Source organism: Paenarthrobacter sp. OM7, assembly GCF_029873575.1.
GTDB lineage: Bacteria > Actinomycetota > Actinomycetes > Actinomycetales > Micrococcaceae > Arthrobacter.
This window is the reverse complement of the sequence record NZ_CP123579.1, coordinates 3246406-3265610: the sequence shown is the minus strand read 5'-3', so window position 1 is coordinate 3265610 and position 19205 is coordinate 3246406. Positions and strand designations below refer to the sequence as shown.

Here is a 19205-nt window from a genome sequence, read left to right as displayed (position 1 = left end):
CGCTCTCCCACCTACCGATGGTGGAAGAGCGTTTGCGTTGGCTGGTTGCTTACTTGGCCTTGCCCAGGAATTCCTGAATGCGGCGGACACCCTCGGCGAGGTCTTCGTCGCCCAAAGCGTAGGACAGGCGGACGTAGCCGGAGGGCCCGAACGCTTCACCCGGAACCACGGCTACCTCAACCTCGTCGAGGATGAGGGTGGCGAGTTCAGCAGAGGTGGAAGGACGGACGGGACCGTTCGAAGTCTCAAATTCCTTACCCAGCAGCCCACGGACGTCCGCGTACACGTAGAAGGCGCCGGTCGGCGTCGGGCATTCAACGCCGTCAATCGCGTTGAGTCCGGCGACGATCGCTTTGCGGCGGCGGTCGAAGGCTACCTTCATTTCGTCGACGGCGGTGAGCGGACCCGTGAGGGCAGCGGCGGCGGCCACCTGCATGATGTTGGAGACGTTGGACGTCGCGTGCGACTGCAGGTTGGTGGCTGCCTTGATGACGTCGGCCGGGCCAATCATCCAGCCAACGCGCCATCCGGTCATGGCATAGGTCTTGGCCACACCGTTGAGGATGACAACTTTGTCGCCCAGTTCCGGAGCGGCAGTGGCGATGGAGGTGAACTCCACACCGTCATAGGTCAGGTGCTCGTAGATTTCGTCCGTGACAACCCACAGGCCCTTGGACGCGGCCCATTTGCCGATCTCCGCAACTTGCTCCGGGCTGTAAACGGCACCGGTGGGGTTGGACGGGGAAACGAACAGCAGGATCTTGGTCCGGTCCGTCACGGCTGCTTCCAGCTGCTCGACGGTCACCAGGTATCCCTGTTCCGGCCCGGCGAAGACCTCAACGGGAACGCCGCCGGCGAGGCGGATGGCTTCCGGGTAGGTGGTCCAGAACGGGGTGGGAATGATGACCTCGTCGCCCGGATCCACCAATGTAGCGAAGGTGTTGTAGACCGCCTGCTTGCCGCCGTTGGTCACCAGTACCTGGGAGGGGTCAACCTGGTAGCCGGAGTCCCGCAGGGTCTTCTCTGCGATGGCCTTCTTCAGCTCAGGGAGGCCGCCGGCGGGGGAGTAGCGGTGGTACTTCGGCTGGCCCGCAGCTTCAATGGCGGCCTGGACAATGTAATCCGGGGTGGGGAAATCGGGTTCCCCGGCACCGAAACCGATCACGGGACGGCCTGCGGCCTTCAGTGCCTTGGCCTTGGCATCAACGGCAAGGGTGGCGGACTCGGCAATGGCGGAGATTCGCTGTGAAATGCGGGCGGTAGTTGTTCCGGCAGACATCTATGTACCGTTCTTCGCAGGCAGCTCGTGGGCTGGATGATGGGATTCGACGTAAACTACCTTATGCTGTTCTGCGGACCTCCCGCGTGCCTGCCGGACTTTGTGACTGATAATGCTGATCACAGGTTTTTAGGGCTGGGGGGACCGGAAACGGGCCGGTTCGACTATCGCGAAATTCTTGCGTAGACTGGTTCACCGGTGTTGAAAAGCACCACAGGCTGAAGTGCGGCCTGAAACATGGATTCGATCCATAGGGTAGTGGCGCAATTGGTAGCGCAGCGGTCTCCAAAACCGCAGGTTGCAGGTTCGAGTCCTGTCTGCCCTGCGCAAGCTGTCCCGGCGGAAACGCCGGGGCAAGCGCAGCAACCATGGCTCTGATCAGAGTCGGGTCAACGACTTTGCAAGGTGAGTGAGGACCAGGTGACCGAAACAGCTGCCAGCAGCTCGAAGGGCCGTCCCGCCAAGAAAGCCGATCGTGGCTTCTTCGCCCGTATTGCTCTCTTCGTCCGCCAGGTCATTGGTGAACTGAAGAAGGTCGTTGCTCCCACCCGCAAGGAACTGATCAATTACACGCTCGTGGTGCTGGTGTTCGTGGCCATCATGATGCTCATCGTCACCCTTCTGGACCTGGCCTTCGGCACGGGAGTCAGCTGGGTCTTCGGTGGGTCAGGTGCTACGGACCGCTAAGCGGATCTGTCCGCAAACTGTGTGAAATTCCTCGGTAATTCAGGAGTTTTGCGGGGTTTGCGGAATTGAGCCATTTAAATAGGCATGTTAGGCAATGAGGAAGCAGGAGACCAAGTGTCTGAGCAGGAGCTCGAGGTAAACGAGACTGAGCTGGAAGAAACTGAGGGCGCTGCAGTTGAGGCTGCGGAAGAGTCCGAGGTTGATTCTGCTGCGCCCGAATCTGCCGACGCCGATGATTCCGAAGAGGACTTCGAAGCTGACGTCGACGCCGAATCTGATGACGCGTCCGGCGATGTTGCAGACGAGGACGACGCTTCGGAAGAGTCCGACGGCGACGACCTGGCAGCCGCCGCTGCTGCAGCTCCGGCCGATCCGGCCGAAGAATTCAAGGGCAAGCTGCGCCGCCAGGAAGGTGACTGGTACGTCATCCACTCCTACGCAGGTTACGAAAACCGCGTGAAGGCAAACCTTGAGACCCGCATCCAGACCCTGGACATGGAAGATTACATCTTCGAAATCCAGGTCCCCATGGAAGAGGTCGTCGAGATCAAGAACGCGCAGCGCAAGGTCATCAACCGCGTTCGCATTCCCGGCTACGTCCTGGTCCGCATGGACCTGACCGACGCCTCCTGGGGCGCCGTTCGCCACACCCCTGGCGTCACCGGCTTCGTGGGCAACGCCCACAACCCCGTGCCGCTGCGCCTTGACGAGGTCTTCTCCATGCTCGCCCCGGTCTTCGAGGAAGAGCAGGCAGAGCAGGGCAAGCCGGTCAACAAGCAGAACCAGGCTCCCGTGGCCGTCGACTTCGAGGTCGGCGAGTCGGTCATCGTCAAGGAGGGCCCGTTCGAGACCCTTCCGGCAACGATCTCCGAGATCAAGCCCGAGTCCCAGACCCTGGTGGTCCTGGTCTCGATCTTCGAGCGCGAAACCCCGGTGACGCTCGCATTCAACCAGGTCACCAAGATCTAGCTGATTCCAAAATTTCGCTCCAGTCCTGCCTGCTTAGCAGTTCGGGAGCGGCCGGCCGCCTCGCCATGGCGGCCAAAAACCTGGGACGCGCTCCTGTGCCCCAGGAAGCTATTGAGAGAAGGACCCTACATTGGCTCCCAAGAAGAAGGTCACCGGCCTCATCAAGCTGCAGATCCAGGCAGGTGCCGCTAACCCGGCCCCGCCGATCGGTCCTGCGCTTGGCCAGCACGGTGTCAACATCATGGAATTCTGCAAGGCGTACAACGCTGCAACGGAATCCCAGCGCGGAAACGTTATCCCGGTGGAAATCACGGTCTACGAAGACCGTTCCTTCACCTTCATCACCAAGACCCCGCCGGCTGCAGAGCTCATCAAGAAGGCTGCAGGCGTCGCCAAGGGTTCAGCTACCCCGCACACCGTCAAGGTTGCCAAGCTGACCCAGGCACAGGTCGAGGAAATTGCTTCCACCAAGATGGAAGACCTCAACGCCAACGACATCAAGGCTGCTGCCCTGATCATCGCCGGCACCGCCCGCTCCATGGGTATCACCGTAGAAGGCTAGTAGTCTTCGAAGGCCATTGTGGCCTTCACCCGCCGGGCAACCGGCATCTGAAACATTTGAAATGTCGCAGGATCCTTGCCGGATCCACGACTGTGGCAGGGCCCAGCGCGGTCCGCAGACCACAACTGCACAAGGAGAAACAGCAGCATGGCAAAGCGCAGCAAAGCATATGAGGCAGCCGTAGCCAAGATCGAGGCAGACAAGGTCTACGCCCCGATCGAAGCCATCACCCTCGCGAAGGACACCAACCCTTCCAAGTTCGACGCAACCGTTGAGGTAGCTTTCCGTTTGGGCGTTGACCCGCGTAAGGCCGACCAGATGGTTCGTGGCACCGTCAACCTGCCGCACGGCACCGGTAAGACCGCCCGCGTCCTCGTTTTCGCGACCGGCGACAAGGCTGAAGCAGCAATCGCTGCCGGCGCCGACTTCGTTGGTTCCGATGACCTGATCGAAAAGATCGCAGCCGGCTGGACCGATTTCGACGCCGCAGTGGCAACCCCTGACCTCATGGGCAAGGTTGGCCGCCTCGGTAAGGTTCTCGGCCCGCGTAACCTCATGCCGAACCCGAAGACCGGTACGGTTACCCCGGATGTCACCAAGGCTGTCAACGACATCAAGGGTGGCAAGATCGACTTCCGCGTCGACAAGCACTCGAACCTGCACTTCATCATCGGCAAGGTTTCCTTCGACGCCAACAAGCTGGCCGAGAACTACGCAGCTGCACTGGAAGAGGTGCTTCGCTTGAAGCCGTCCGCTTCCAAGGGCCGCTACATCCAGAAGGCAACCGTTGCCACCACGTTCGGTCCGGGCATCACCGTTGACCCGAACGTCACCAAGGTTCTCACCGACGCGTAAGCTTCGCGAGCACTGGCTCTGATAAAGGACCGTCCGGCTATGCCGGGCGGTCCTTTTTTGCCTTGTTCCCTGTTCACCGGCAGTGGTGCGCCGTAGGCTGTGGTGCGTGTCGTCGTCGAACCCTTCCATCCCTGGCGGGCTGTCCGTAGAACGGATCCCCGTGCCTGTGCAGCCTGGTGAAGATGAGTCGGAGTTCAATGCGTTCCATGGGCTGGACATTGCCCACCAGCTGGAGCTCTGGGGCAACCGGGACCGTTGTCCCACGTTGGCTGAAGCAGCTGTCTTTTGGCGGGGGAGTGAGTACGAGGAGCGGCAGGCGTTCCTGGCCTATCTCGATAGTGACGTGGTGGGACGGGGAACGCTGACACTGCCACTGAGGGAAAACACGACGACGGCGGGCGTGGACGTCATCGTCGCCGCACCTTTCCGGCGGCGCGGGTTTGGATCCGCCATCCTTGGCGTTGTGGAGGAACTGGCGCGTGGAAGAGGCCGCATCTCCCTTGACGGGTACTGCGAGGAGCCACTCGGGCCGGCCACGGAACGGGCCCGGTTGCTGGAGGCCAAGTCCGGCACCGGCGGTGTGCCTCTGGATTCCGCATCCACCCTTTTCGCCCTCCATCATGGGTACTCGCTGGAACAGGTGGAAACAAACAGCACGCTGCCCTTCCCCGTCGGGGAGGAGATTCTGCGGGAGCTCGAGGCTGAGGCTGTGCAGCGGGCTGCCGGGTACAGCGTCATCGCCTGGCAGGACCGTTGCCCGGACCATCTGGTGGACGTCTTCGCGCGACTCAAAAGCCTCATGAGCACGGAAGTGCCCATCGCCGGGTTGGGCTGGGAGGGTGAAGACTGGGATGCCGCCCGGGTACGCCAGGAAGAATCCGCCTGGAGGGAGGGCGGTGTTGACCCGGTGGTGGCGGTTGCCCGGCACGACGCCACTGGTGAGCTGGCTGCCTACACAGTCCTGACACATCGCGCAGCCCTGCCTGCAGTGATCTACCAGGAGGACACGTTGGTGGCCCCTGGACACCGTGGCCACCGCTTGGGGATGTTGGTCAAGGTCGCCAATCTTCGTCGCGCAAGGGACCTCTGGCCAGACGCCACGTCGGTGATGACATGGAACGCCAATGAAAACCGGCATATGCTGGCCATAAATAACGCCCTGGGATTCAAGCCCTCCGGCTTTGAAGGCGAATGGCAGAAACGGCTGGGATGACTGTAGACGAGGCAAAGACCGTTCACGTCGAGCAGCTGTGGGTGCCTGACACCCTGGACAGCCCCGACGCCGCTGATTTCCTGGACGCTGTGGAAGTAGGCCGACGGGTACGCATGGAGACCTGGGGTAGCGACGACCTCGCCTACACACCCCTGGAGAAGCTGCTGGAGTTCTCCGATCCCTATGAGCGCCAGATCATCCTGGTGGCCAAGGTCGATGGCGCCATTGTGGGCACCGTGGATATTGCCTTGCCCCTGGCCGACAACATGGACCTGGCCGAATTCACCTTGGATATCCTGCCTGAGTATCAAAGCCAGGGCGTCGGACGGCAATTGCTTGAAGCCGCCGAACAACTGGCGCGGGCAGAGGGCAGGACCATGATCCTGGTGGACACCAACCATCCTGCAACATCACTGACTGAGGTCCCCGAGGACCAGCTGATCCCTGGAAGCGGTGCGGGCTTTATTCCCGTGAGCAGCAGGGAAGTGGATTTTGCCAAACGTGCCGGCTACACCCTGCAGCACATTGAGCAGTTCAGCTCCTGCGTCCTGCCCCTCGACTCCAAACTGGTGGGCGACCTGCAGGTGGAGGCCGAGGAAGCCAATGGCGGCCGCTATGTCCTGCACCACTGGACGGACCGCTGCCCTGAACCGTGGCTTGAAGCCGTGGCGGAGTTGGAAAATGCTGCCGGCGAGGTGGTCCGCGATGAGGGGGAAGAAGATGCCCCCGAGGTCGAGGCAAGCGGCATGGTGTTCGATCCCGTTGTCCTGCGTGAAACAGAAGACGCCGCCCTGGCGCAGGGACGACGCACGGTGGTCACCGCCGTCGAGCATAGTGAGAGCGGACGTTTGGTGGGCCTGACCACCATCAGCGTCCTGGCGCACCGCCAGGATGTGGTCTTCCAAGACGACACCTTGGTCCTCCAGGAACACCGGGGCAACAAGCTGGGCCTGCTGATCAAGGTGGCCAACATGGAACGGCTCAGCGAGCAGTTCCCTGATGCCCGGGTGATCTACACGTGGAACGCACCCGAGAACCGCTACCTCCTCACAGTGAACAAGCAGTTGGGATTTACGACGGCGGGCGTCACCGGACTCTGGCAGAAGGAACTTCCCGGACGGGGCAAGGACACGACGTCGTCGGACTAGTACCGCCGTCGATTTGGTTTGGGGAACACTCTCCCGTAACCTTGAAATACCAAAGACCGTCGGTTGATGGGAATCCACTCTTTCGAGCGAAGCTCAATTCTGCAGCTACGCCCTTGAGGCTAAAGTGAATTCCTTGACGAAGGACCCTGAACATAGGGCGGCCGGCGCAGGTGAACGAAGCAAGTCTCCACGGATTCAGTCTGTGTTGAGCCAAGCCCCGTGCATCTGCGCGGGGCGTTTTTAGTTTTAGCTCTCGTGAGCGGGGACCCGGAAGACCGGCTTTATTCCCCGGAAGGAGGGTTATGACAACGCCTAGCAAGATCTCCGCAGTTGCAGAGATCACCAACGATTTCAAGGAATCGAACGCGGCTGTCCTGACCGAATACCGCGGGCTCACTGTTGCACAGCTCAAGGAACTGCGTGTTGCGCTCGGCCAGGACACCAAGTTCTCGGTCGTCAAGAACACCCTGAGTGCCATTGCAGCCAAGGAAGCTGGAGTTGAAGCATTCAACGATCAGCTCGCCGGCCCTACTGCAATCGCCTTCATCAAGGGTGACGCTGTTGCTGCTGCCAAGAGCCTGACGGACTTTGCCAAGGCCAACAAGCAGCTGGTTATCAAGACCGGCGTCTTCGAAGGCAAGGCATTGGACGCAGCAGGAGTTGCCGCACTGGCAGCCCTCGAGTCCCGCGAACTGCAGCTTGCACGCGTTGCTGGTGTCCTCAAGGCTCCCGCATCCGCTGCTGCTCGTATCATCGACGCCCTGCGCCTCAAGCTTGAAGAAGAGGGCGGCGCATCTGCACCGGCCGCTGAAGAAGCTCCGGCTGAAGAGGCTGCTGTTGAGGCTGCTGCTGAAGAGGCTGCGGCTCCGGCCGAAGCCGCTGAAGCTGCAACCGAAGAGAACTAAGTTCTCCCCCCAATCAAACTCCGGTGCATGGAGCGGCCTGGTCCGCATCTGCACCAACTAATGGAAGGACGCCACCATGGCGAAGCTCAGCAACGAAGAGCTCATTGAAGCTTTCAAGGAACTGACCATCATCGAGCTCTCCGAGTTCGTCAAGCTCTTCGAAGAGACCTTCGAAGTTACGGCTGCTGCTGTTGCAGTTGCCGGCCCCGCTGCCGGCGGTGCTGCTGAAGCTGCTGAAGAGAAGACTGAATTCGACGTCGTTCTCGAAGCTGCTGGCGACAAGAAGATCGCAGTGATCAAGGAAGTTCGCGCCATCACCTCCCTCGGCCTCAAGGAAGCCAAGGACCTGGTTGACAGCGCACCGAAGGCTGTTCTCGAAGGCGCCACCAAGGAAGCTGCCGAGAAGGCAAAGGCTCAGCTCGAAGAAGCTGGCGCAACGGTTACCCTCAAGTAACTCGTCTTGCTTGTGGAAGCCCCGCCCGTTCCGGCAAAGGAACCGGGCGGGGCTTCCTGCGTTTAACCGCACCCAAGCAGGTGGCAGTTGAGCGCGTTTTGACGGCTCAAAACGCGCTCAATTGCGAGCTAGTTGGGTTCGCTGATGTCCGCTACTACTGCGCCCAGTGCGGCGGTGAGGGCGTCCGCGTCCACGAAAGCGCTCCGGCCGTGCGCACCTGCGCCCATGGAGATGCGACGCCCGCTGATGGCGGCGTCGGCGTACACGGGCCAGGCCGTGGTGCTGCCCAAGGGCGTGATGGTTCCCCGCTCGTATCCTGTGGCGGCCAGGGCGACGTCGGCGTGGGGGAGCGAGAGCTTGTTGACACCCACCAGTGCCCGCAGTTTCGGCCACGAGATCTGGCGGTCCCCGGGAATCAGTGCGAACAGGAAGCTGCCATCCCGGTGCTTGACCACCAACGACTTCACAATATCCGCAGGGCTGATGCCCAGGATTCCGGCAGCTTCTTCGAGGCTGCGCGCTGCGGGACGCTCGACGACGTCAACGTCCAGTCCGCGCGCGGCGGCATCGGACAGGAACCTCTCAGCGCCGTCCGTCACAGGTTCATTCACAACGTTTCCCATCAGTCCTCGTTCGAAGTATTAGTCGCGGTACAGGAGAAGGGCTTCACCCTGGCCGCCACCGCCGCACAGCGACACTGCGGCTTTGCCCGTACCCCGGCGTTTGAGTTCGTGGGCTGCATGCAGCGCGAGGCGTGCGCCGGACGCCCCGATGGGGTGGCCCAGGGCAATGGCGCCGCCATGGATATTGCACTTCTCCAGCGGATAACGCAGGTCCTTGAGGGATTGGACCGCCACGGAGCCGAACGCTTCATTGATTTCAATGAAGTCCAGGTCCTCTGCCGTCCAGCCGGCCCGTTTCAGGGCTTGGGCAATGGCGTTGGAAGGCTGGGAATGCAGTGAGTTGTCCGGGCCGGCAACCTGGCCGGGCTTCCCCACAACGGCCAGGTATTCCAGGCCGTTGTCTTCGGCGAAACGGCGGCTGGTCAGTACCAGCGCGGAGGCGCCGTCGGACAGCGGAGAGGAGTTTCCTGCCGTAATGGTGCCGTCGGTAGCAAACGCGGCCTTGAGCGGCGCCAGGGTTTCCACTGTCGTGTTGGGGCGGACGCCTTCATCCGTGCTGAGGACCAGCGGATCGCCCTTGCGCTGCTTGACTTTCACCGGAGCAATTTCGACGTCGAACGTTCCGTCCGCGATGGCGGCAGCGGCACGCTGGTGGGAGGCAGCAGCAACCTCGTCCTGTGCCTTGCGGTCAATGCCAAGGGTGAGGTTCTTGGTTTCTGTGGACAAACCCATGGACTGTCCGTCGAAGGCGTCCGTGAGTCCGTCGTGGGCCGCTGCGTCCAAGGCCTGGATTGCACCGTAGGTCCAGCCCTGCCGGGAGCCGGGAAGGAGGTGCGGTGCCCGGGTCATGGATTCCTGGCCGCCGGCCACCACTACGGTGGCGTCACCGCTGCGGATCATCCGCGCGGCATCAATGACGGCAGTGAGCCCGGAGAGGCATACCTTGTTGATGGTCAGGGCTGGAATATTCCAGCCAACGCCCGCTGCAATAGCGCTCTGACGGGCCGGGTTCTGGCCCGCTCCGGCCTGGAGCACCTGCCCCATGATCACGGCGTCCACTTGTTCGGCTTTCACGCCGCTGGCGGCCAGGGCAGCGGTGATGGCATGTGCACCAAGGTCGACGGCGGTGAAGCCCGCCAGCTGGCCGTTGAGTCGACCCTGTGGGGTACGGGAAGCGGCAAGGATGACAACGTCATTGTCGTCAGCGGAGTTGGTCATGGTCTCTCTTCCGATCCGGGAGTGGTGGTGCAAGGCTATCGCGGGGCGTGCGCCAGCCTACCCTTTCAACGGTTGTGCCTTCCGCTGCATTCCATCTCTTTTGCAGGAGCTCGTTCGCGGTGGATGCCTGCTGAAGCTTCGGTTGCGCGGCTGGTGGATGCCTGTGGCGTGCGCCGCTTAGGTGCCTGCAGCAACGGTGCTTGCAATCACGGACGATCTGGGGTAGACAGGAAGGCTGCTTTGCCGTATCGTAGATATTTGCGTCTTCCCTGTTAACCTTCAGCCTTCATATAGCGGTGGGCTTTACCTCTCAGCTGCGCCATTGACGTGCCGTTCCTTAACGTGCATAGCCAATGAGTGGACTGGGTCCGGGTCATATAGCGGAACCGGAATAAGTATCCTGCGGAGCACTCTGCGGGATGCAAACGGGGGAGATCTGAAAACGCCTGAAGGTCTGTGGAAGGATCCCTCTTGGTCGCCTCGAGCACCTCTAATAACGAAACCGCTAACACGGCAAGCACCGATGGTGCCACCCGCCGCCTCTCATTCGCAAAGATTCATGAACCGCTTGATGTTCCGAATCTTCTCGCCCTGCAGACGGACAGCTTTGACTGGCTCGTCGGAAACGAACGCTGGCAGGCGCGGGTAGCGAAGGCTGTCGAGGAGGGCGACCTCAGCGTCGCCACCACCTCCGGACTTGCCGACATCTTCGAAGAGATCTCCCCCATCGAGGACTTCCAGGGCACCATGTCCCTGAGCTTCTCCGAGCCGGAGTTCGCTGACCCGAAGTACACCATGGCCGAATGCAAAGACCGTGACGCCACTTACTCGGCACCGTTGTACGTCAAGGCCGAGTTCATGAACAACAACACGGGCGAAATCAAGCAGCAGACCGTGTTCATGGGCGACTTCCCCCTCATGACTGAAAAGGGAACGTTCGTCGTCAACGGCACCGAGCGTGTTGTTGTCTCCCAGTTGGTCCGTTCGCCGGGCGCCTACTTCGAGCGCACCGCCGACAAGACCAGTGACAAGGACATCTTCACTGCGAAGATCATCCCGTCCCGTGGTGCATGGTTCGAACTCGAAATCGACAAGCGCGACCAGGTCGGCGTTCGCCTCGACCGCAAGCGCAAGCAGTCGGTCACGGTTCTCCTGAAGGCCCTCGGCTGGACCGAAGGCCAGATCCTGGAAGAGTTCGGCCAGTACGACTCCATGCGTGCAACGCTGGAGAAGGACGCCACCGAGACCCGCGAAGACGCGCTTCTGGACATCTACCGCAAGCTGCGTCCGGGCGAGCCGCCCACAGTCGAGGCTGCCCAGTCCCTGCTGGACAACCTGTACTTCAACGCCAAGCGCTACGATCTTGCGAAGGTTGGCCGTTACAAGATCAACCGCAAGCTCGGCATCGACCGCTCCCTTGGTGACAAGGAAGCCTCGGTCCTGCACGTTGAAGACATCGTTGCCATGATCAAGTTCCTCGTCGCGCTCCACGCCGGCGAGAAGACCCTCATGGGCAAGCGCGACGGCGAAGACCACGAGCTTCGCGTCGACGTCGACGACATCGACCACTTCGGCAACCGTCGCATCCGCGCCGTGGGCGAATTGATCGAGAACCAGGTCCGCACTGGTCTGTCCCGTATGGAACGCGTCGTCCGCGAACGCATGACCACACAGGACGTCGAGGCCATCACGCCGCAGACGCTGATCAACATCCGTCCCGTTGTTGCAGCCATCAAGGAGTTCTTCGGAACTTCCCAGCTGTCGCAGTTCATGGACCAGAACAACCCGCTGTCGGGTCTGACCCACAAGCGCCGCCTGTCGGCACTTGGCCCGGGTGGTCTGTCCCGTGACCGTGCAGGCATGGAAGTCCGAGACGTTCACCCGTCCCACTACGGACGTATGTGCCCCATCGAAACCCCTGAAGGCCCGAACATTGGTCTGATCGGTTCGCTGGCATCCTACGGCCGCATCAACCCGTTCGGCTTCATTGAGACGCCGTACCGCCTGGTCTCCGAAGGCGTCGTATCCGACGAGGTCCAGTACCTGACTGCCGATGACGAAGCCGAGGTCCTGATTGCACAGGCCAACGCTCCGCTGGATGCTGACAAGAAGTTCTCTGAAGAGACCGTCCTTGTTCGTGCCCGTGGTGGTGGAGGCGAGCCTGTTCTGGTTCCCGCCGCTGACGTTCAGTTCATGGACGTTTCCCCGCGCCAGATGGTGTCCGTGGCAACTGCCCTGATTCCGTTCCTCGAGCATGACGATGCAAACCGTGCACTCATGGGTGCCAACATGCAGCGCCAGGCCGTGCCGCTGGTCCGTTCCGAGGCTCCTTTCGTGGGCACCGGCATGGAGCGCGCAGCAGCCGTCGACGCCGGTGATGTTGTCATCGCGAAGAAGGCAGGTGTGGTCACCGAAGTCTCCGCCGAACTGGTTGTCATGATCAACGACGACGGTACTGAGACCAACTACCGCATCAACAAGTTCGCCCGTTCCAACCAGGGCAACTGCTACAACCACCGTGTCCTGGTCAACGAAGGCCAGCGCCTGGAAGTTGGCGGCATCATCGCTGACGGTCCCGCAACGGACCAGGGTGAATTGGCCCTCGGTAAGAACCTGCTCGTGGCATTCATGTCATGGGAAGGCCACAACTTCGAGGACGCCATCATCCTGTCGCAGCGCATTGTTGCTGAGGATGTCCTTTCCTCCATCCACATCGAGGAGCACGAAATTGATGCCCGCGACACCAAGCTTGGTGCCGAGGAAATCACGCGTGACATCCCCAACGTGTCCGAGGAAGTCCTTGCAGGCCTGGACGAGCGTGGAATCATCCACATTGGTGCCGAGGTTGAAGCCGGCGACATCCTGGTTGGAAAGGTCACCCCTAAGGGTGAAACCGAACTGACCCCGGAAGAGCGCCTTCTCCGCGCCATCTTCGGTGAGAAGTCCCGCGAAGTCCGCGACACCTCCCTGAAGGTGCCCCACGGCGAGTCCGGTACGGTCATCGGCGTGCGCGTCTTCGACCGCGACAACGACGACGAACTGCCCCCGGGCGTGAACCAGCTGGTCCGCGTCTACGTAGCAGCCAAGCGTAAGATCACCGACGGCGACAAGCTCGCCGGCCGTCACGGCAACAAGGGTGTTATCTCCAAGATCCTCCCGATCGAGGACATGCCCTTCCTTGCAGACGGTACCCCGGTGGACATCGTCCTGAACCCGCTTGGTGTTCCGGGTCGAATGAACGTTGGACAGGTCCTGGAAACCCACCTCGGTTGGGTTGCCAAGACCGGTTGGAAGATCGAAGGCGAGCCGGAGTGGGTCAAGAACCTGCCCAACCTGCCCCGTGAAACCGGCCAGACCACCGTTGCCACCCCGGTGTTCGATGGCGCCCGTGAAGAAGAAATCACTGGTCTGCTTGACTCCACCAACGTGACCCGCGACGGCGACCGCCTGATCGATTCCTCCGGCAAGACCCGTCTGTTCGACGGCCGCTCCGGCGAGCCGTTCCCGGACCCGATCTCCGTCGGTTACATGTACATCTTGAAGCTCCACCACCTGGTGGACGACAAGATCCACGCGCGTTCCACCGGCCCGTACTCCATGATCACGCAGCAGCCGCTGGGTGGTAAGGCTCAGTTCGGTGGCCAGCGCTTCGGTGAAATGGAAGTCTGGGCGCTCGAAGCTTACGGTGCTGCCTACACGCTTCAGGAACTCCTCACGATCAAGTCGGATGACATCCATGGTCGTGTGAAGGTCTACGAAGCCATCGTCAAGGGCGAGAACATCCCTGAGCCTGGCGTTCCCGAGTCCTTCAAGGTCTTGATCAAGGAAATGCAGTCGTTGTGCCTGAACGTGGAAGTTCTTTCCACGGACGGAACCACGATCGAAATGCGTGACTCTGATGACGCAGTCTTCACGGCTGCGGAAGAACTGGGCATCGATCTGTCTCGTGCAGAGCCCAGTTCCGTAGAAGAGGTCTAGCAGCTGTTCCGGCGGGCAGCCTCAACAACTGTCCGTCGGAACAGCTCCCTCTTCCCGTAACCAAGACTTCAGAATTTAGAGAACAAGAGAGAACAGGGACCCTATGTCCAGCGAATCCTCCTTCGGCCTCATGCAGATCGGCCTCGCCACCGCGGAAGACATCCGCGGATGGTCTTACGGTGAGGTCAAGAAGCCGGAAACCATCAACTACCGCACGCTCAAGCCCGAGAAGGACGGCCTCTTCTGCGAGAAGATCTTCGGCCCGTCCCGCGACTGGGAATGCTACTGCGGCAAGTACAAGCGCGTCCGCTTCAAGGGCATCATTTGCGAGCGTTGTGGCGTTGAAGTCACCCGCGCCAAGGTGCGTCGTGAGCGAATGGGCCACATCGAGCTGGCCGCGCCTGTAACGCACATCTGGTACTTCAAGGGCGTTCCCTCGCGCTTGGGCTACCTTCTGGACCTGGCACCGAAGGACCTCGAGAAGGTCATTTACTTCGCTGCCTACATGATCACCAGCGTTGACACCGAAAGCCGTCACGCCGAACTGCCGAACCTCCAGGTTGAGCACGACCTCGAGAAGAAGCAGATGGTGGACAACCGCGACAGCGACATCGCCACGATCGCCCGCGACCTTGAAGACGAGCTTGCCCGTCTTGAAGGTGAAGGCGCCAAGGCTGCCGATAAAAAGAAGGCCCGCGACTCCGCAGACCGCCAGATGGCGAACGTCCGCAAGCGTGCCGACGCCGACATCGAGCGCCTCGAGCAGGTCTGGGACCGCTTCAAGAACCTCAAGGTCGCTGACCTTGAAGGTGACGAAGGCCTGTACCGCGAACTGCGCGACCGTTACGGTCTGTACTTCGAAGGCTCCATGGGTGCCGAAGCCATCAAGAAGCGTCTTGAGACCTTCGACATGCAGGCTGAGGCTGAGTCGCTGCGCGACACCATCCAGAACGGCAAGGGCCAGCGCAAGACGCGTGCCCTGAAGCGCCTGAAGGTTGTCAACGCATTCCTGACCACCAACAACAGCCCGCTCGGCATGGTTCTCGACGCCGTCCCGGTGATCCCGCCGGAACTGCGCCCGATGGTCCAGTTGGACGGTGGCCGCTTCGCGACCTCCGACCTCAACGACCTCTACCGTCGTGTGATCAACCGCAACAACCGACTCAAGCGACTGCTTGACCTCGGTGCTCCGGAGATCATCGTCAACAACGAGAAGCGCATGCTTCAGGAAGCCGTTGACAGCCTCTTCGACAACGGTCGTCGTGGCCGTCCCGTCACGGGTCCGGGCAACCGTCCGCTGAAGTCCCTGAGCGACATGCTCAAGGGCAAGCAGGGTCGTTTCCGCCAGAACCTCCTCGGCAAGCGCGTTGACTACTCCGGCCGTTCGGTCATCGTTGTCGGCCCGCAGCTGAAGCTGCACCAGTGTGGTCTGCCCAAGCAGATGGCCCTGGAGCTCTTCAAGCCGTTCGTGATGAAGCGCCTGGTTGACCTCAACCACGCCCAGAACATCAAGTCGGCAAAGCGCATGGTTGAGCGTTACCGTCCGCAGGTCTGGGACGTGCTGGAAGAGATCATCACCGAACACCCGGTGCTGCTCAACCGTGCACCTACCCTGCACCGCCTCGGCATCCAGGCCTTCGAACCGCAGCTTGTGGAAGGCAAGGCAATCCAGCTTCACCCGCTGGTTTGTGGCGCCTTCAACGCTGACTTCGACGGCGACCAGATGGCAGTCCACCTGCCGCTGAGCCCGGAAGCCCAGGCCGAAGCCCGCATCCTGATGCTGTCCTCGAACAACATCCTGAAGCCGTCCGATGGCCGTCCGGTGACCCTGCCTTCGCAGGATATGATCATCGGTCTGTACCACCTGACCACCAAGCGCGTCGGTTCTGCCGGCGAAGGCCGCATCTTCTCCTCGGTTTCGGAAGCCATCATGGCGTACGACGCCCGTGATCTGCACCTGAACTCCCAGGTCAAGATCCGCCTGGATGACTTTGTGCCTTACGCAGGGTGGGAAGCTCCGGAAGGTTGGGAGCCCGGTCAGCCGGCTCTCGTTGAAACCTCCCTGGGCCAGGTCATCTTCAACCAGACGCTGCCTGAGGACTACCCCTGGGTAGAGGCTGTTGCCGACAAGGGCGAACTGTCCCGGATCGTCAACGACCTCGCAGAGCGCTACCCGAAGGTTGTCACGGCGGCAACGCTGGACAACCTGAAGGACGCCGGCTTCTACTGGGCTACCCGTTCGGGTGTCACGGTTGCCATCTCCGACATCGAGGTGCCTACCTCCAAGCCTGCCATCCTGGCCGGTTACGAGGCCATGGCTGCCAAGATCCAGGGCCAGTACGACAAGGGCCTGATCGACGACGACGAGCGTCGCCAGGAACTGATCGAAATCTGGAACAAGGCAACCAACGAAATCGCCCAGGCGATGCGCGACAGCCTGTCTCCGATGAACACCATCAACCGCATGGTGTCCTCCGGTGCACGTGGTAACTGGATGCAGGTCCGCCAGATCGCGGGTATCCGTGGTCTTGTGGCCAACCCGAAGGGTGAGATCATTCCTCGCCCGATCAAGTCCTCCTACCGCGAGGGCCTGTCGGTTCTGGAATACTTCATCGCCACGCACGGTGCCCGTAAGGGTCTGGCCGATACCGCTCTCCGTACCGCCAACTCGGGTTACCTGACCCGTCGTCTGGTGGACGTTTCGCAGGACGTCATCGTCCGCGAAGAGGACTGTGGTACCGAACGCGGTCTGGTTACCCCGATCGCCGTGCCGGATTCCAACGGTGAGCTCGTCCTGGACGAGAACGTCGAGAACAGCGCCTACGCACGTACGCTGGCTGTCGACGTCGTCGATGCCCAGGGCAACGTCCTGGCTGCCGGCGGCACCGACTGCGGCGACGTCGTTATCGACCAGCTGCTGGCTGCAGGCATCACCGAGGTCAAGGTCCGCTCCGTACTCACCTGTGAGTCCAAGGTCGGCACCTGTGCTCTTTGCTACGGTCGTTCATTGGCCACTGGCAAGACCGTTGACATCGGCGAGGCCGTGGGCATTATTGCCGCACAGTCCATCGGTGAGCCCGGTACCCAGCTGACCATGCGTACGTTCCACACCGGTGGTGCTGTTTCCGCCGGCGGTGGCGACGACATCACCCAGGGTCTGCCCCGTATCCAGGAGCTCTTCGAAGCCCGTACTCCGAAGGGTGTCGCACCGATTGCTGAAGCAGCCGGCCGCATCACCATTGAAGAGTCCGAGCGCCAGATGCGCTTGGTCATCACTCCGGACGATGGTTCCGAAGAGATTGCCTACCCGGTGCTGCGCCGTTCACGTCTCCTCATCGAAGATGGCGAGCACGTCAGCGTCGGCCAGAAGCTGATCAACGGTCCGGTGGACCCGAAGCAGGTTCTGCGCATCATGGGTCCGCGTGCTGCACAGAAGTTCCTCGTGGACGAAGTACAGGGCGTTTACCGCAGCCAGGGTATCGGTATCCACGACAAGCACGTCGAGGTTATCGTTCGCCAGATGCTGCGTCGCGTGACCGTCATCGAATCCGGCGACTCCGACCTGCTCCCCGGTGAGCTTGCAGAGCGCGCCCGCTTCGAGGACGAGAACCGCCGCGTCGTGTCCGAGGGCAAGTCCCCGGCTTCGGGTCGTCCGGAACTCATGGGGATCACCAAGGCTTCCTTGGCTACCGAGTCCTGGCTGTCGGCAGCTTCCTTCCAGGAAACCACCCGCGTCCTGACGCAGGCGGCCATGGAAGGCAAGAGCGATCCTCTGCTCGGCCTCAAGGAAAACGTCATCATCGGTAAGCTCATCCCGGCTGGTACGGGCCTGCCCCGCTACACAGAGGTCACTGTGGAGCCGACGGAAGAAGCAAAGGCAAGCCTGTTCACGGGCCCCAGCGCTTTTACCGACTTCTCCTATGACGCACTGGGCGGCGAGGGAGCTCCCGAGTTCCACGCCATACCGCTGGATGACTACGACCTCGGTAACGACTTCCGCTGATCCGTTGTTCGCCAGCCGTCAATGTTGAGTTGACGCGGTAAAAGTCCGGCCCCGTACTCCATGAGTGCGGGGCCGGACCTGTTAACGGCGGCAGCTTTCGCGCGGTCAGCCGGGGGAGTGGAGGACGACGGCGGCAGACGGGTTGCGCCGTCGTCCTCCATACACCCGATTAAGGCCCTAGATCAAGCCGTGCTAGACTTTTGGTAATTGTTCTGTGTGGCAGTGGATGAAGGCCGCCGCAGCATCATTTTGGTTTTGTTCTCATGGTGCTGGGTGGAGCCTGTTTCCGGGTTGCGGGCAACATGCGCAACGAATGCCGCACTTTTGCACGCCTACCGGAGTTTCGGCCGGCTGCACGAGCAACGCCAAAGTTCCCACGTTTACCCAGGCTGGCGCCTGTGTGTGGGGGCAGAGATCAAACAACGGAGAACACGAAAGTGCCTACGATTAACCAGCTGGTCCGCAAGGGCCGCACGCCGAAGGTCTCCAAGACCAAGGCTCCCGCGCTGAAGGGCAGCCCGATGCGCCGCGGTGTTTGCACCCGCGTTTACACCACCACCCCCAAGAAGCCGAACTCGGCTCTCCGTAAGGTGGCACGTGTGCGTCTCAACGGTGGCGTAGAAGTAACCGCCTACATCCCCGGTGTTGGCCACAACCTCCAGGAGCACTCCATCGTGCTCGTCCGTGGTGGTCGTGTGAAGGACCTTCCGGGTGTCCGCTACAAGATCGTCCGCGGCGCACTCGACACCCAGGGTGTCAAGAACCGCAAGCAGGCTCGCAGCCGTTACGGCGCAAAGATGGAGAAGAAGTAATATGCCTCGCAAGGGTCCGGCCCCGAAGCGGCCGCTAGTTTCCGATCCCGTTTACGGCTCCCCGTTGGTCACTCAGCTGATCAACAAGGTTCTGGTCGACGGCAAGAAGTCCACCGCAGAGCGCATCGTTTACGGTGCACTTGAAGGTGCACGTGCCAAGTCCGGCGGCGACCCCGTTGCCGCTCTCAAGAAGGCCATGGACAACGTCAAGCCTTCGCTCGAGGTACGTTCACGCCGTGTTGGTGGCGCTACCTACCAGGTTCCGGTTGAGGTCAAGCCGGGTCGCTCCACTGCCCTCGCTCTGCGTTGGCTCGTGGGCTACTCCAAGGCCCGCCGCGAGAAGACCATGACCGAGCGCCTCCAGAACGAAATCCTGGATGCCTCCAATGGTCTTGGTGCCGCTGTGAAGCGTCGCGAAGACACCCACAAGATGGCCGAGTCCAACAAGGCCTTCGCACACTACCGCTGGTAAAAACTTTCCGGACGCCGCCGGCTCACT

15 protein-coding genes and 1 tRNA gene are annotated in these 19205 nt (G+C 61.4%); 13 read left to right on the top strand and 3 right to left on the bottom strand.

The annotated features are described in order from the left end of the window. Positions 1-49 precede the first annotated feature (49 nt). A complete protein-coding gene (locus QEH68_RS15070) occupies positions 50-1279 on the bottom strand; it encodes a pyridoxal phosphate-dependent aminotransferase (protein WP_089595813.1) in 1230 nt (409 codons plus the stop codon). A 252-nt stretch (positions 1280-1531) separates the two neighbouring features. Here QEH68_RS15070 and QEH68_RS15065 point away from each other — a divergent pair. From QEH68_RS15065 to rplL, 9 genes are all read left to right on the top strand, one after another. Then, positions 1532-1604: transfer RNA gene (locus tag QEH68_RS15065), tRNA-Trp, on the top strand. An 80-nt stretch (positions 1605-1684) separates the two neighbouring features. Then, on the top strand, positions 1685-1966 hold the full coding sequence (gene secE / locus QEH68_RS15060; protein ID WP_024817604.1) for a preprotein translocase subunit SecE: 282 nt from the start codon (positions 1685-1687) through the stop codon (positions 1964-1966). 114 nt (positions 1967-2080) lie between these two features. Continuing rightward, entirely contained in the window at positions 2081-2935 is an 855-nt protein-coding gene (gene nusG, locus QEH68_RS15055) for a transcription termination/antitermination protein NusG (protein ID WP_089595812.1), read from the top strand. Positions 2936-3065: 130 nt separating this feature from the next. After that, a complete protein-coding gene (gene rplK, locus QEH68_RS15050) occupies positions 3066-3497 on the top strand; it encodes a 50S ribosomal protein L11 (RefSeq protein WP_011775609.1) in 432 nt (143 codons plus the stop codon). 147 nt (positions 3498-3644) lie between these two features. Further along, complete coding sequence (gene rplA, locus QEH68_RS15045; protein ID WP_090817733.1) at positions 3645-4352, top strand: 50S ribosomal protein L1; 708 nt, start codon at positions 3645-3647, stop codon at positions 4350-4352. A gap of 106 nt (positions 4353-4458) precedes the next feature. Further along, on the top strand, positions 4459-5565 hold the full coding sequence (locus tag QEH68_RS15040) for a GNAT family N-acetyltransferase (protein WP_280623264.1): 1107 nt from the start codon (positions 4459-4461) through the stop codon (positions 5563-5565). Beyond that, positions 5544-6713 (top strand): GNAT family N-acetyltransferase, encoded by a 1170-nt coding sequence (locus tag QEH68_RS15035; protein ID WP_280623263.1) that lies wholly within the window; start codon positions 5544-5546, stop codon positions 6711-6713. The genes QEH68_RS15040 and QEH68_RS15035 overlap by 22 nt, the downstream gene beginning before the upstream one ends. A 302-nt stretch (positions 6714-7015) precedes the next feature. Beyond that, complete coding sequence (gene rplJ / locus QEH68_RS15030; protein ID WP_280623262.1) at positions 7016-7618, top strand: 50S ribosomal protein L10; 603 nt, start codon at positions 7016-7018, stop codon at positions 7616-7618. Positions 7619-7694: 76 nt separating this feature from the next. Continuing rightward, positions 7695-8072 carry a 50S ribosomal protein L7/L12 gene (gene rplL, locus QEH68_RS15025; RefSeq protein WP_011775604.1) on the top strand — a complete coding sequence of 126 codons (378 nt, stop codon included), beginning with the start codon at positions 7695-7697 and terminating at the stop codon, positions 8070-8072. A 128-nt stretch (positions 8073-8200) separates the two neighbouring features. Here rplL and QEH68_RS15020 read toward each other — a convergent pair whose 3' ends face one another. Together QEH68_RS15020 and QEH68_RS15015 are read right to left on the bottom strand one after the other, a co-directional pair. After that, entirely contained in the window at positions 8201-8683 is a 483-nt protein-coding gene (locus tag QEH68_RS15020) for a YbaK/EbsC family protein (RefSeq protein WP_280623261.1), read from the bottom strand. 30 nt (positions 8684-8713) lie between these two features. Further along, positions 8714-9913, bottom strand: a complete 1200-nt coding sequence (locus QEH68_RS15015; RefSeq protein ID WP_207594243.1) for an acetyl-CoA C-acetyltransferase — start codon at positions 9911-9913, stop codon at positions 8714-8716. 471 nt (positions 9914-10384) lie between these two features. Here QEH68_RS15015 and rpoB point away from each other — a divergent pair, with 471 nt between their 5' ends. The 4 genes from rpoB (at position 10385) to rpsG (ending at position 19178) form a co-directional block, all read left to right on the top strand. Then, complete coding sequence (gene rpoB, locus QEH68_RS15010; protein ID WP_043471397.1) at positions 10385-13891, top strand: DNA-directed RNA polymerase subunit beta; 3507 nt, start codon at positions 10385-10387, stop codon at positions 13889-13891. 103 nt (positions 13892-13994) lie between these two features. Beyond that, positions 13995-17894 (top strand): DNA-directed RNA polymerase subunit beta', encoded by a 3900-nt coding sequence (locus QEH68_RS15005; RefSeq protein WP_280623260.1) that lies wholly within the window; start codon positions 13995-13997, stop codon positions 17892-17894. Positions 17895-18331: 437 nt separating this feature from the next. After that, positions 18332-18706, top strand: a complete 375-nt coding sequence (rpsL, locus tag QEH68_RS15000; protein WP_009358312.1) for a 30S ribosomal protein S12 — start codon at positions 18332-18334, stop codon at positions 18704-18706. Between the two features lies 1 nt (position 18707). Continuing rightward, on the top strand, positions 18708-19178 hold the full coding sequence (gene rpsG, locus QEH68_RS14995) for a 30S ribosomal protein S7 (protein WP_003803829.1): 471 nt from the start codon (positions 18708-18710) through the stop codon (positions 19176-19178). Positions 19179-19205: the final 27 nt, after the last annotated feature.